Origin of the sequence: Klebsiella sp. MISC125 (assembly GCF_051131775.1) — a bacterium.
GTDB lineage: Bacteria > Pseudomonadota > Gammaproteobacteria > Enterobacterales > Enterobacteriaceae > Klebsiella.
The window spans coordinates 5,355,329-5,367,400 of sequence record NZ_CP180448.1; the positions used below are offsets into that span (position 1 = coordinate 5,355,329).

At 56.6% G+C, this 12,072-nt stretch carries 10 protein-coding genes; 8 read left to right on the top strand and 2 right to left on the bottom strand.

Annotation, left to right across the window (positions count from 1 at the left end; translation table 11 throughout):
- Position 1: 1 nt before the first annotated feature.
- From hpaI to yjiA, 8 genes are all read left to right on the top strand, one after another.
- Complete coding sequence (gene hpaI, locus ACMYSL_RS25090) at positions 2 to 793, top strand: 4-hydroxy-2-oxoheptanedioate aldolase (protein WP_434664262.1); 792 nt, start codon at positions 2 to 4, stop codon at positions 791 to 793.
- A 110-nt stretch (positions 794 to 903) separates the two neighbouring features.
- Positions 904 to 2,280, top strand: coding sequence for a 4-hydroxyphenylacetate permease (hpaX, locus tag ACMYSL_RS25095; RefSeq protein WP_182236071.1), 1,377 nt, complete (start codon positions 904 to 906; stop codon positions 2,278 to 2,280).
- 9 nt (positions 2,281 to 2,289) lie between these two features.
- Positions 2,290 to 3,180: a 4-hydroxyphenylacetate catabolism regulatory protein HpaA gene (hpaA, locus tag ACMYSL_RS25100; RefSeq protein ID WP_434660262.1), complete on the top strand. Its 891-nt coding sequence runs from the start codon at positions 2,290 to 2,292 to the stop codon at positions 3,178 to 3,180.
- Between the two features lie 298 nt (positions 3,181 to 3,478).
- Positions 3,479 to 5,041, top strand: a complete 1,563-nt coding sequence (gene hpaB, locus ACMYSL_RS25105) for a 4-hydroxyphenylacetate 3-monooxygenase, oxygenase component (RefSeq protein ID WP_181483750.1) — start codon at positions 3,479 to 3,481, stop codon at positions 5,039 to 5,041.
- 19 nt (positions 5,042 to 5,060) lie between these two features.
- Positions 5,061 to 5,573 carry a 4-hydroxyphenylacetate 3-monooxygenase reductase subunit gene (locus tag ACMYSL_RS25110; protein ID WP_434660264.1) on the top strand — a complete coding sequence of 171 codons (513 nt, stop codon included), beginning with the start codon at positions 5,061 to 5,063 and terminating at the stop codon, positions 5,571 to 5,573.
- A gap of 298 nt (positions 5,574 to 5,871) precedes the next feature.
- Positions 5,872 to 8,022, top strand: a complete 2,151-nt coding sequence (btsT, locus tag ACMYSL_RS25115; RefSeq protein WP_110272745.1) for a pyruvate/proton symporter BtsT — start codon at positions 5,872 to 5,874, stop codon at positions 8,020 to 8,022.
- Positions 8,023 to 8,130: 108 nt separating this feature from the next.
- Positions 8,131 to 8,334, top strand: coding sequence for a YbdD/YjiX family protein (locus tag ACMYSL_RS25120; RefSeq protein WP_112215127.1), 204 nt, complete (start codon positions 8,131 to 8,133; stop codon positions 8,332 to 8,334).
- An 11-nt stretch (positions 8,335 to 8,345) separates the two neighbouring features.
- Positions 8,346 to 9,302 (top strand): GTPase, encoded by a 957-nt coding sequence (gene yjiA, locus ACMYSL_RS25125; RefSeq protein ID WP_181483754.1) that lies wholly within the window; start codon positions 8,346 to 8,348, stop codon positions 9,300 to 9,302.
- Positions 9,303 to 9,492: 190 nt separating this feature from the next.
- Here the strand turns inward: yjiA and ACMYSL_RS25130 are convergent, their stop codons facing one another.
- Together ACMYSL_RS25130 and ACMYSL_RS25135 are read right to left on the bottom strand one after the other, a co-directional pair.
- The gene (locus tag ACMYSL_RS25130) at positions 9,493 to 10,863 is read right to left on the bottom strand and encodes an NAD-dependent succinate-semialdehyde dehydrogenase (protein WP_434660265.1); all 1,371 of its coding nucleotides are present in this window, start codon (positions 10,861 to 10,863) and stop codon (positions 9,493 to 9,495) included.
- A 179-nt stretch (positions 10,864 to 11,042) separates the two neighbouring features.
- Positions 11,043 to 11,981, bottom strand: a complete 939-nt coding sequence (locus ACMYSL_RS25135) for an Rpn family recombination-promoting nuclease/putative transposase (RefSeq protein WP_434660267.1) — start codon at positions 11,979 to 11,981, stop codon at positions 11,043 to 11,045.
- Positions 11,982 to 12,072: the final 91 nt, after the last annotated feature.

A 12,072-nucleotide genomic window follows, 5' to 3' on the forward strand; every position in this document is an offset into this window, starting at 1 on the left:
GATGAATAACGCCTTTAAAGACGCCTTAAAAGCCGGTCGCCCGCAGATTGGCCTGTGGCTGGGGCTCACCAGTAGCTACAGCGCCGAGCTGCTGGCCGGGGCCGGGTTCGACTGGCTGCTGATCGATGGCGAGCATGCGCCGAATAACGTGCAAACGGTACTGACCCAGCTCCAGGCGATCGCCCCCTACCCCAGCCAGCCGGTGGTGCGTCCGTCGTGGAACGACCCGGTACAGATTAAACAGCTACTGGACGTTGGCGCACAAACCCTGCTGGTGCCGATGGTGCAGAACGCCGACGAAGCGCGGCTGGCGGTGAAGGCTACTCGCTATCCACCTGCAGGCATTCGCGGCGTCGGCAGCGCCCTCGCCCGCGCCTCGCGCTGGAACCGCATCCCCGATTACCTCCATCAGGCCAACGACGCGATGTGCGTGCTGGTGCAAATCGAAACTCGCGAAGCCTTGAAAAACCTGGCGCAAATTCTCGACGTTGAAGGCGTGGACGGCGTGTTTATCGGCCCGGCGGATCTTAGCGCCGACATGGGCTTTGGCGGCAATCCGCAGCACCCGGAAGTGCAGGCCGCCATCGAACAGGCTATCGCGCAGATTCGCGCAGCGGGCAAAGCGCCGGGGATCCTGATGGCTAACGAACAACTGGCAAAGCGTTATCTGGAACTTGGCGCGCTGTTTGTCGCCGTCGGCGTCGATACCACCCTACTGGCGCGTGGTGCCGAAGCGCTGGCGGCACGATTTGGCGCGGAAAAAACGACCAACGGTTCGTCAGGCGTCTACTAACGCCGGGTGGCGCTACGCTCCTACAACAACATCGAACCGTAGGCCCGGTAAGCGCAGCGCCGCCGGGCAAACAGCAGTACCCTACAAAATTCCCATTAGAGGAAAAGACAATGAGCGACACATCATCAGCACTCCCGGAAGCGCAAGATCCTGCCAATCAGCATAAACAGCTAACGGCGCAGCAGCAGTCGGTTATCAACAAGCTGTTCCGCCGCCTGATCGTATTTTTGTTCGTGCTGTTTATCTTCTCGTTTTTAGACAGGATCAATATCGGCTTTGCCGGGCTGACCATGGGGCAGGATCTGGGCCTCAACGCCACCATGTTCGGCCTTGCCACCACCCTGTTTTACGCCACCTACGTGATTTTCGGCATCCCCAGCAACGTGATGCTCAGCATCGTCGGCGCTCGCCGCTGGATTGCCACCATCATGGTGCTGTGGGGCATCGCCTCTACCGCCACCATGTTCGCTACCGGGCCAAACAGCCTCTACATCTTGCGGATGCTGGTGGGGATCACCGAGGCCGGTTTCCTGCCCGGCATCCTGCTGTATCTGACCTTCTGGTTTCCGGCCTTTTTCCGCGCCCGCGCCAACGCGCTGTTTATGATAGCGATGCCGGTAACCACCGCACTGGGCTCTATCGTCTCCGGCTATATTCTGTCGATGGACGGCCTGCTCAATCTGCACGGCTGGCAGTGGCTGTTCCTGCTGGAAGGCTTCCCGTCGGTGCTGCTCGGCATTATGGTCTGGTTCTGGCTCGATGATTCACCGTCGAAGGCTAAATGGCTGACAGCGGAGGACAAAAAATGCCTACAGGAGATGATGGATAACGATCGGCTCACGCTAGTACAGCCGGAAGGGGCGATCAGCCATCACGCCATGCAGAAACGCAGCCTGTGGCGCGAAGTGTTTACGCCCATCGTGCTGATGTACACCCTGGCCTACTTCTGCCTGACCAACACCCTCAGCGCGATCAGCATCTGGACGCCGCAGATCCTCAAAAGCTTTAACGAAGGCAGTAGCAATATCACTATTGGCCTGCTGGCGGCGATCCCGCAGATTTGTACCATTCTGGGGATGATCTACTGGAGCCGCCACTCAGATAGACACCAGGAACGAAAACATCACACCGCCCTGCCGTTCCTGTTCGCCGCTGCGGGCTGGCTGCTGGCGTCGGCCACCGATCACAGCCTGATCCAGCTGCTGGGGATCGTGATGGCCTCCACCGGATCGTTTAGCGCGATGGCCATTTTCTGGACTACCCCAGATCAGTCGATCAGCCTGCGCGCCAGAGCGATCGGTATCGCGGTGATCAACGCCACCGGCAATATCGGATCGGCCATCAGTCCGCTAATGATCGGCTGGCTGAAAGATGTTACCGGCAGCTTTAGCAGCGGTCTGTGGTTCGTCGCCGCCCTGCTGGTGATTGGCGCGGTGATTATCTGGGCTATTCCGATGAAAGGATCGCGTCCTCGCGCGACGCCGTAAGGAGCCACTATGTGCCAGAGCCCTGTCACCAATATCGATATCAACAAAGAGTACGATGAGAGTCTGGGGACGGAAGATGTGCATTATCAGTCGTTTGCCCGCATGGCGGAGTTCTTTGGCCGCGATATGCAGGCGCACCGTCACGACCAGTATTTTCAGATGCACTTTCTTGATACCGGGCAGATTGAGCTGCAGCTCGACGAGAGTCGCTACTCGGTGCAGGCGCCGCTGTTTGTCCTGACGCCGCCCTCGGTGCCGCACGCGTTTATCACCGAGTCCGATAGCGACGGCCACGTGCTGACAATACGAGAGGATCTGGTCTGGCCGCTGCTGGAAGTGCTCTACCCCGGCACGCGGGAAGCCTTCGGCCTGCCGGGCATCTGCCTGTCGCTGGCCGACAAGCCCGAAGAGCTGGCGGCGTTGGCGCACTACTGGCGGCTGATTGAACGCGAATCGACCGCGCAGTTGCCGGGGCGCGAACACACCCTGATGCTGCTGGCGCAGGCAGTGTTCACTCTGCTGCTGCGCAACGCAAAGCTTGACGATCATGCCGCCAACGGGATGCGCGGCGAGCTAAAGCTGTTCCAGCGTTTTAACCAGCTGATCGATAGCCACTACCACCTGCACTGGACGGTACCGGATTACGCCAGCGAGCTGCATCTGACCGAATCCAGGCTGACCGATATATGCCGCCGCTTCGCCAACCGCCCGCCAAAGCGACTGATTTTCGACCGGCAGCTGCGCGAAGCCAAGCGGCTGCTGCTGTTCTCTGATAGCGCAGTCAACGAGATAGCCTGGCAGTTGGGCTTTAAAGACCCGGCCTATTTCGCCCGCTTTTTTAACCGCTTAGTGGGCTGCTCGCCGAGCGCGTTCAGAACGCAAAAAGTGCCGGTGTCATGATCCCCCTCACCCCGACCCTCTCCCCAAAGGGGCGAGGGAGAAAACCAGATCGGCGCTGTATTAAATGCTGTATCGATCGGTCCCCTCTCCCTATGGGAGAGGGCCAGGGTGAGGGGCAATCGTACGCTATAACAAACCAAACGGCACTCGGATCACATAACTCAACCCCGCCCGAAAAGTACCCACCGTTGACCTAAAAGTCTCTTCACGAAAGCCGCGTTAACCGCTTCAATTGAACAACAAAAACAAAACATAAATTTAACATCACTTTCCGATTAATACTGAAGAGGTCATCCCTATGAAACCTGAAAATTTCCGTGCAGACGCTAAACGCCCGTTAACCGGTGAAGAGTACCTGAAGAGCTTACAGGACGGCCGCGAGATTTATATCTACGGAGAGCGCGTTAAAGATGTGACTACGCATCCGGCTTTTCGTAACGCCGCCGCCTCCGTCGCGCAAATGTACGACGCACTGCACAAGCCCGAACTACAGGACACCTTGTGCTGGGGCACCGACACCGGCAGCGGCGGCTACACTCATAAATTCTTCCGCGTGGCGAAAAGCGCCGACGACCTGCGCCAGCAGCGCGACGCCATCGCCGAATGGTCGCGCCTGAGCTATGGCTGGATGGGCCGTACCCCGGACTACAAAGCTGCCTTCGGCTGCGCATTAGGCGCGAATCCGGCGTTTTACGGCCAGTTCGAACAAAACGCCCGCAACTGGTACACCCGCATTCAGGAAACCGGCCTGTACTTTAACCACGCCATTGTTAACCCGCCGATCGATCGTCATAAGCCAGCAGACGAAGTGAAAGACGTCTATATCAAGCTGGAGAAAGAGACCGATGCCGGGATCATCGTCAGCGGTGCGAAAGTCGTCGCCACCAACTCGGCGCTAACCCACTACAACATGATTGGCTTCGGCTCGGCGCAGGTGATGGGTGAAAACCCGGATTTCGCACTGATGTTCGTCGCGCCAATGGACGCCGAAGGGGTCAAACTTATCTCCCGCGCCTCCTATGAGCTGGTGGCCGGAGCCACCGGATCGCCATACGATTATCCGCTCTCCAGCCGCTTCGACGAGAACGATGCGATCCTGGTGCTGGATAACGTGCTGATCCCATGGGAAAACGTGCTGATTTATCGCGATTTCGATCGCTGCCGTCGCTGGACCATGGAAGGCGGTTTCGCCCGCATGTATCCGCTCCAGGCCTGCGTACGTCTGGCGGTAAAACTCGACTTTATCACCGCCCTGCTGAAACGCTCGCTGGAGTGCACCGGCACCCTGGAGTTCCGTGGCGTGCAGGCAGAGCTTGGCGAAGTCGTGGCCTGGCGCAATATGTTCTGGGCGCTGAGCGACTCGATGTGCGCCGAAGCGACGCCGTGGGTCAACGGCGCGTATCTGCCGGATCACGCCGCGCTGCAAACCTATCGCGTGATGGCGCCGATGGCCTACGCCAAAATCAAAAACATTATCGAACGCAGCGTCACCAGCGGCCTGATCTATCTGCCGTCCAGCGCCCGCGATCTCAACAACCCGCAGATCAACGAATACCTGGCTAAATATGTGCGCGGATCGAACGGCATGGATCACGTCGAGCGCATCAAGATCCTCAAACTGATGTGGGACGCCATCGGCAGCGAATTTGGCGGCCGCCATGAGCTGTATGAGATCAACTACTCCGGCAGCCAGGATGAAATTCGCCTGCAGTGCCTGCGCCAGGCGCAAAGCTCCGGCAACATGGACAAAATGATGGCGATGGTCGACCGCTGCCTGTCTGAGTACGACCAGCACGGCTGGACGGTGCCGCATCTGCACAACAATACCGATATCAACATGCTGGATAAGCTGCTGAAGTAATTCGCAGCAGGAGGTCACAATGCAATTAGATGAACAACGTCTGCGTTTTCGCGATGCCATGGCCAGCCTGTCGGCCGCAGTTAACGTCATCACTACCGAAGGCGAGGAAGGCCGCTGCGGGATCACCGCCACGGCGGTCTGTTCGGTGACCGATACGCCGCCGTCGGTGATGGTCTGTATCAACGCCAATAGCGCGATGAACCCGGTGTTCCAGGGCAACGGCAAGCTGTGCATCAACGTACTCAACCACGAGCAAGAGGAGATGGCTCGCCACTTCGCCGGAATGACCGGAATGTCGATGGATGACCGCTTCGGCCTCTCCTGCTGGCAGAAAGGGACGCTGGGTCAGCCGGTCCTGAAAGGCTCACTGGCAAGTCTCGAAGGCGAGATTAGCCAGGTGCAGACCATCGGCAGTCATCTGGTTTATCTGGTGGAAATCCGCAACATTACCCTCAGCCAGCAGGGCCACGGGCTGATTTACTTCAAGCGCCGTTTCCATCCGGTAATGATGGAGATGGAAGTGGTGGCGTAGTTTTTCCTCGTACTCTCCCTCTCTCACGCAGAGAGGGAGATGATTACCCCCTCTTTTATGAATATTATCCTTGTGATCTCAATCACATATTCACGCCCGCATGGCTTTATGCCCAACCGCTTACCCCCGCAAGTGACCGCTTAACCCCACATACAACCACTCACAGATTTACCCAACTTTACGCGCGCAAAGATCTGGCAAGATCGTCCCCAGCATAGCGAATCAATACCTCCTCAAACCCTAACTTAAACCCAAACGGCTTCGGCCCATTATTCATCTCAATAAGCCAGGTTTTACTATGGATACTAAAAAGTTATTCAAGCACATACCCTGGGTGATTCTTGGAATCATCGGGGCATTTTGCCTCTCGGTTGTCGCCCTGCGTCGTGGCGAGCACGTAAGTGCGCTGTGGATCGTAGTGGCGTCGGTTTCCGTCTACCTTGTCGCCTACCGTTATTACAGCCTGTACATCGCGCAAAAGGTAATGAAGCTCGACCCTACGCGCTCCACACCGGCGGTGATTAACAATGATGGTCTGAACTACGTCCCGACTAACCGTTACGTGCTGTTCGGCCACCACTTTGCCGCTATCGCCGGTGCCGGTCCGCTGGTGGGCCCGGTGCTCGCGGCGCAGATGGGCTACCTGCCGGGTACCTTGTGGCTGCTGGCAGGCGTGGTGTTGGCAGGGGCGGTGCAGGACTTTATGGTGCTGTTTATCTCCTCGCGCCGTAACGGTGCTTCACTGGGTGAGATGATCAAGCAAGAGATGGGGCCGGTACCTGGCTCAATCGCGCTGTTCGGTTGCTTCCTGATTATGATCATCATCCTCGCGGTACTGGCGCTGATCGTAGTAAAAGCGCTGGCAGAAAGCCCGTGGGGCGTGTTCACCGTCTGCTCAACCGTACCGATCGCGCTGTTTATGGGGATCTACATGCGCTTCCTGCGTCCAGGGCGCGTGGGGGAAATATCGGTTATCGGTATCGTCCTGCTGGTGGCTTCCATTTACTTCGGCGGCGTGATTGCTCACGACCCGTACTGGGGCCCGGCGCTGACCTTTAAAGACACCACTATCACCTTTACCCTGATCGGCTACGCGTTTATTTCCGCGCTGCTGCCGGTGTGGCTGATTCTGGCACCACGTGACTACCTCGCCACCTTCCTCAAAATCGGCGTTATCGTCGGCCTGGCGCTGGGTATCGTTATCCTCAACCCGGACCTGAAAATGCCGGCAGTGACTCAGTACATTGATGGTACTGGTCCGTTGTGGAAAGGCGCGCTGTTCCCGTTCCTGTTTATCACCATTGCCTGTGGCGCGGTCTCTGGCTTCCACGCGCTGATCGCTTCCGGCACCACGCCGAAGCTGCTGGCTAACGAAACCGACGCCCGGTTTATCGGCTACGGCGCGATGCTGATGGAGTCCTTCGTGGCGGTGATGGCGCTGGTAGCAGCATCAATTATCGAACCTGGCCTCTACTTTGCGATGAACACCCCGCCAGCAGGCCTTGGCATCACCATGCCGAACCTGCACGAAATGGGCGGCGAGAACGCCGCACTGATTGCCGCACAGCTCCGCGACGTGACCGCTCACGCAGCGGCGACCGTTAGCTCCTGGGGCTTTGTGATTTCACCTGAGCAGATCCTGCAAACGGCGAAAGATATCGGCGAACCGTCGGTACTGAACCGCGCAGGCGGCGCGCCGACGCTGGCGGTCGGTATCGCTCACGTATTCCACAAAATCATGCCGATGGCGGATATGGGCTTCTGGTACCACTTCGGTATTCTGTTTGAAGCGCTGTTTATCCTCACCGCGCTGGATGCCGGTACTCGTGCAGGCCGCTTTATGCTGCAGGATCTGCTGGGCAACTTCGTACCGTTCCTCAAGAAAACCGACTCGCTGGTGGCGGGCATTATCGGCACTGCGGGCTGCGTCGGGCTGTGGGGCTACCTGCTGTATCAGGGCGTAGTTGATCCGCTGGGCGGCGTGAAGAGCCTGTGGCCGCTGTTCGGTATCTCTAACCAGATGCTGGCCGCCGTGGCGCTAGTCCTTGGCACCGTGGTACTGGTCAAAATGCAGCGCACCAAATATATCTGGGTCACCGTGATCCCGGCCGCATGGCTGCTGCTGTGCACCACCTGGGCGCTGGGTCTGAAACTGTTCAGCACCAACCCGCAGATGGAAGGCTTCTTCTTTATGGCTCAGCAGTATAAAGAGAAGATTGCTTCCGGCGGCGAACTGACCGCGCAGCAGATTGCTAACATGAACCATATCGTGGTGAACAACTACACCAACGCGGGTCTGAGCATTCTGTTCCTGGTGGTGGTCTACAGCATCATCTTCTACGGCGTCAAAACCTGGCTCAACGTGCGCAACAATAAAGTGCGCACCGACAAAGAGACTCCGTATGTGCCGGTACCGGAAGGTGGCGTGAAGACCTCTTCACATCACTAAACCTGATGCCGGATAGCGCAACGCCTATCCGGCCTACAGAACGAGCATTAACGTAGGCCGGATAAGGCGTAAGCCGCCATCCGGCTTTATTCGTTACATGGAACCTATATGTTTGGTAACTTAGGTCAGGCTAAAAAGTACCTCGGTCAGGCGGCAAAAATGCTGATTGGCATTCCGGACTATGACAACTACGTTGAGCATATGCAGACCAACCATCCGGATAAACCATACATGACCTACGAAGAATTCTTTCGCGAACGCCAGCAGGCCCGCTACGGCGGCGATGGCAAAGGCGGCGTACGCTGCTGTTAATGGAGGCAACAATGGCACCGATTGCAGTTACCCTGCTGACCGGCTTTCTTGGCGCAGGCAAAACCACCCTGCTGCGCCATATTCTCAACGAAGAGCACGGTTTTAAAATCGCCGTTATCGAAAACGAATTTGGCGAAGTTGCCGTTGACGATCAGTTGATTGGCGATCGCGCGACGCAGATTAAAACCCTGACTAACGGCTGTATTTGCTGTACGCGTTCGAATGAACTGGAAGATACCCTGCTCGATCTGCTCGACAGTCGCGATCGCGGGGAAACTGATTTTGACCGTCTGGTGATTGAGTGCACCGGCATGGCCGACCCCGGCCCGATTATTCAGACCTTTTTCTCCCACGATGTGCTGTGCGAACGCTATCTGCTGGATGGGGTGATTGCGCTGGTTGACGCGGTGCATGCCGATCAGCAGATGAATCAGTTCACCATCGCCCAGTCGCAGGTGGGCTATGCCGATCGCATCCTGCTCACCAAAACTGACGTGGCAGGCGACAGCGACAAGCTCCGCGAACGGCTGACGCGCATTAACGCCCGCGCGCCCATTTACACCGTGACTCACGGCGACATCGACCTGAATCTGCTGTTTAACACCAGCGGTTTTATGCTGGAAGAGAACGTGGTAAGCAGCAAACCGCGCTTCCACTTTATGGCCGACAAGCAAAACGATGTTTCGTCGATTGTGGTGGAGCTGGATTACCCGGTGGATATCAGCGAAGTGTCGCGAGTGATGGAAAACCTGTTGCTCGACTTTGCCGAACAGCTGATGCGCTACAAAGGGATGCTGTGGATTGATGGCGAACCAAACCGCCTGCTGTTTCAGGGCGTCCAGCGGCTATATAGCGCCGACTGGGACCGTCCGTGGGGCGATGAGCCGCCGCACAGTACGCTGGTGTTTATCGGTATCAATCTGCCGGAAAAGCAAATTCGTACGGCGTTTGCAGGATTGCGTAAGTAACCCTTTGATTGCTGACAGAGTGCAGCACTATTGGAATCACCCGGCGGCGCTTCGCTGGCGCGGGCCGACAAAAAATCATAACCTGATGATATTGTGATTTTTATAGGCCGGGCAAGGCGCTAGCCGCCGCCCGGCAGAAATGTGAGCACTATGGAAAACCTGCCTGATGGCAGGTTTTGTATTCACACAGTTATTTATGCACCACTACCAGCTTCTGATTCACAAACTCTTTAATCCCCAGATCGGAAAGCTCACGGCCAAATCCGGAGCGTTTGACGCCGCCAAACGGCAGCTCCGGCGCGGTATCGGTTAACCAGTTGATATAGACCATCCCGGTTTCGATTCGCGACGCCATCCGTTTCGCCCGTTCGATATCCTGACTGAACACTGCGCCCCCCAGGCCATAGTGCGAATCGTTAGCCAGTTTCACCGCCTCATCGTCATCTTTCACCACGTAAATTTGCGCCACCGGGCCAAAAAACTCTTCAAAATATGCCGGATTATCGCGGGTGATGCCGGTCAGAATAGTCGGCTCGAAAAAGCTACCTTCCCGCTGCGCGGGTTTGCCGCCCAGGTGCAGTTTGGCGCCTTTTTTCACCGCCTCATCCACCTGTTTGGTCAGGGTTTCCAGCGCGTCTTTTGAGGAGAGCGGACCCAGCGTCGTGCTCTCGTCTAGCGGATCGCCCATCTTCACCTGACGGAACGCATCGGCAAATTTACTGAGGAACTGGTCAGCAATTTTTTCATGAAGAATAAAGCGTTTTGCGGCAGTACAGACCTGTCCGGCGTTGTTGAGTCGGGCCTGAACACCAATCTTCACCGCTTTCTCCAGACTTGCGTCGTCGAGTACCACAAACACATCGTTACCGCCCAGTTCAAGCGTCGCTTTCTTGATGTATTTAGCCGCCTGCGCTGCTACCACGCTCCCGGCTTTTTCCGAGCCGGTCAGCGCCGCGCCCTGTACCCGATCGTCGGCGATAATCTTCGCCACCTGATCCTGAGAAATAAACAGATTGGTCCATGCCCCTTCTGGCGCACCGGCTTCACGCACCAGATGAGCAAAAGTTTCCGCACAGTGCGGAACGATGCTGGCATGCTTGGCGATCACCGGATTCCCCGCCGCCAGATTTGGTGCCAGTACGCGCATTAGCTGGTAATAAGGGAAGTTCCACGGCTCTACGGCCATCAGCACGCCGACAGGATGGTGTTCGACCCACGCCTCGCCCAGCTCTGACTGATACTTCACCGGGGCCAGAAACTGTTTCGCGTTGTCGGCGTAGTAGCGGGCAATTTGCGCGCACAGCTTAACCTCGCCGCGGCTTTGCTCGATGAGCTTCCCCATCTCCTGGCTGGCGATTTTGGCCAGTTCGTCCACCCTGCTGTCAATCAGATCAGCCAGCTTACGCAGCACCGGCAGCCGCTGATCAATATCCCCTTTCGCCCATTCGGAATGATAAAGCGCATCTGCTTTTTGCAGCGCCGCCTCCACGTCCGCATCGCTGTGAGCGGGATACTCTTTGATGAGTTGGTTGTTCGCAGGATTCACCGTCTGGTAAGCCATATCGTATGTCTCCTTGTTATCGCTATTAATACAGTCATAAATGCTGCACTGGATATTAAGGGTAGTCGAGATGGCCAGGGATGAGTGTAAACTCAGGTATATCCGGAATTTTCCAGGAAAAGAATAACGATAATCACCGGACAGACTTTCTCCGGGGAACTCAACAGAACAGTAATGGATTAGTGATTATTGACCGTGATATCCGCTTCCGGCAGACCGGTAATTCTCAGCACCGTGTCCAGCGCCATGCCATCAGCAAGCATGGTTCGGGCAATGCGTAACGCTTCGGCGCGCTGGCCTTCTTCAACCCCTTCAAGGCGGCCCTCAAGCCGACCTTCCCGCTTGCCCTGCCTGCGCCCCACTTCACGTAATCTTTCGGCGATAGTCATTAACTTCTCCTTGTGCTGCGGCACCCGCTGGGCCACTTCGCGGATAAACCTACCCAAACGAAGCGCTTTGCTTGAGTGAATAAGATAATTAAACAGCGTTTTTAACTGCCTGTCATTAGCGTATCCGCTAAGCAAAATGGTCGTCAGATATTCAACAATACCCAGCAGATCGCGCTGGCGAATATGCTTTTGCATCAGCTCCAGCAACGCGATTCGTCGATGCTGCACAATTTCATCATCAGGTACAACCGTAATGTCCACCAGCGGAAATGGCGCAACATACAGCTGCTTCGCCAGCGCCGGGTCGGCAAATTTATCGAGCCAGGATAGCGAATAAGGATAGGGCGTCACCACGCCGTGATAAAAAAGAATCGGCACCACCAGCGGCAGCGTTTTATGCCCGTTATCCAGATGACGCTGCATGGCGGCGATAGCGTAGCGCATCAGCCTGAACGCCATATGCGCATCGGGTGAGCTTTGATGCTCTATGACGACGTAGATATAGCCCTCGCCCGATGCGGTTTTCAGCCGCCAAAGAACGTCAGAGTAGTAAGCCCGCAGGCTCTCCTCAATAAAGCTGCTGGATTCCAGCGTTAACGAATCCAGGTCGCAAAGCTTTCTTAATGCGGGCGGCAAATGGATATCAAGAAAATCCCGCGCGGTATCGGCATGACGTAAAAACTGTCTGAAGACCGCATCATGCAGTGTCGACGTAGTACCCTTTTCCATGGTTATCCGCCTGCGTGAGAAATTCTGTCGCCACTCTACTGCGCCATTTTTCTCACAACACGCCCTGATTTCGACGTTTAGGAGCCGCGGC

Coding starts and splice junctions, on each gene's coding strand:
- hpaI (WP_434664262.1), top strand. CDS start 2: ATGAATAACGCCTTTAAAGACGCCTTAAAAGCCGGTCGCCCGCAGATT.
- hpaX (WP_182236071.1), top strand. CDS start 904: ATGAGCGACACATCATCAGCACTCCCGGAAGCGCAAGATCCTGCCAAT.
- hpaA (WP_434660262.1), top strand. CDS start 2,290: ATGTGCCAGAGCCCTGTCACCAATATCGATATCAACAAAGAGTACGAT.
- hpaB (WP_181483750.1), top strand. CDS start 3,479: ATGAAACCTGAAAATTTCCGTGCAGACGCTAAACGCCCGTTAACCGGT.
- ACMYSL_RS25110 (WP_434660264.1), top strand. CDS start 5,061: ATGCAATTAGATGAACAACGTCTGCGTTTTCGCGATGCCATGGCCAGC.
- btsT (WP_110272745.1), top strand. CDS start 5,872: ATGGATACTAAAAAGTTATTCAAGCACATACCCTGGGTGATTCTTGGA.
- ACMYSL_RS25120 (WP_112215127.1), top strand. CDS start 8,131: ATGTTTGGTAACTTAGGTCAGGCTAAAAAGTACCTCGGTCAGGCGGCA.
- yjiA (WP_181483754.1), top strand. CDS start 8,346: ATGGCACCGATTGCAGTTACCCTGCTGACCGGCTTTCTTGGCGCAGGC.
- ACMYSL_RS25130 (WP_434660265.1), bottom strand. CDS start 10,863: ATGGCTTACCAGACGGTGAATCCTGCGAACAACCAACTCATCAAAGAG.
- ACMYSL_RS25135 (WP_434660267.1), bottom strand. CDS start 11,981: ATGGAAAAGGGTACTACGTCGACACTGCATGATGCGGTCTTCAGACAG.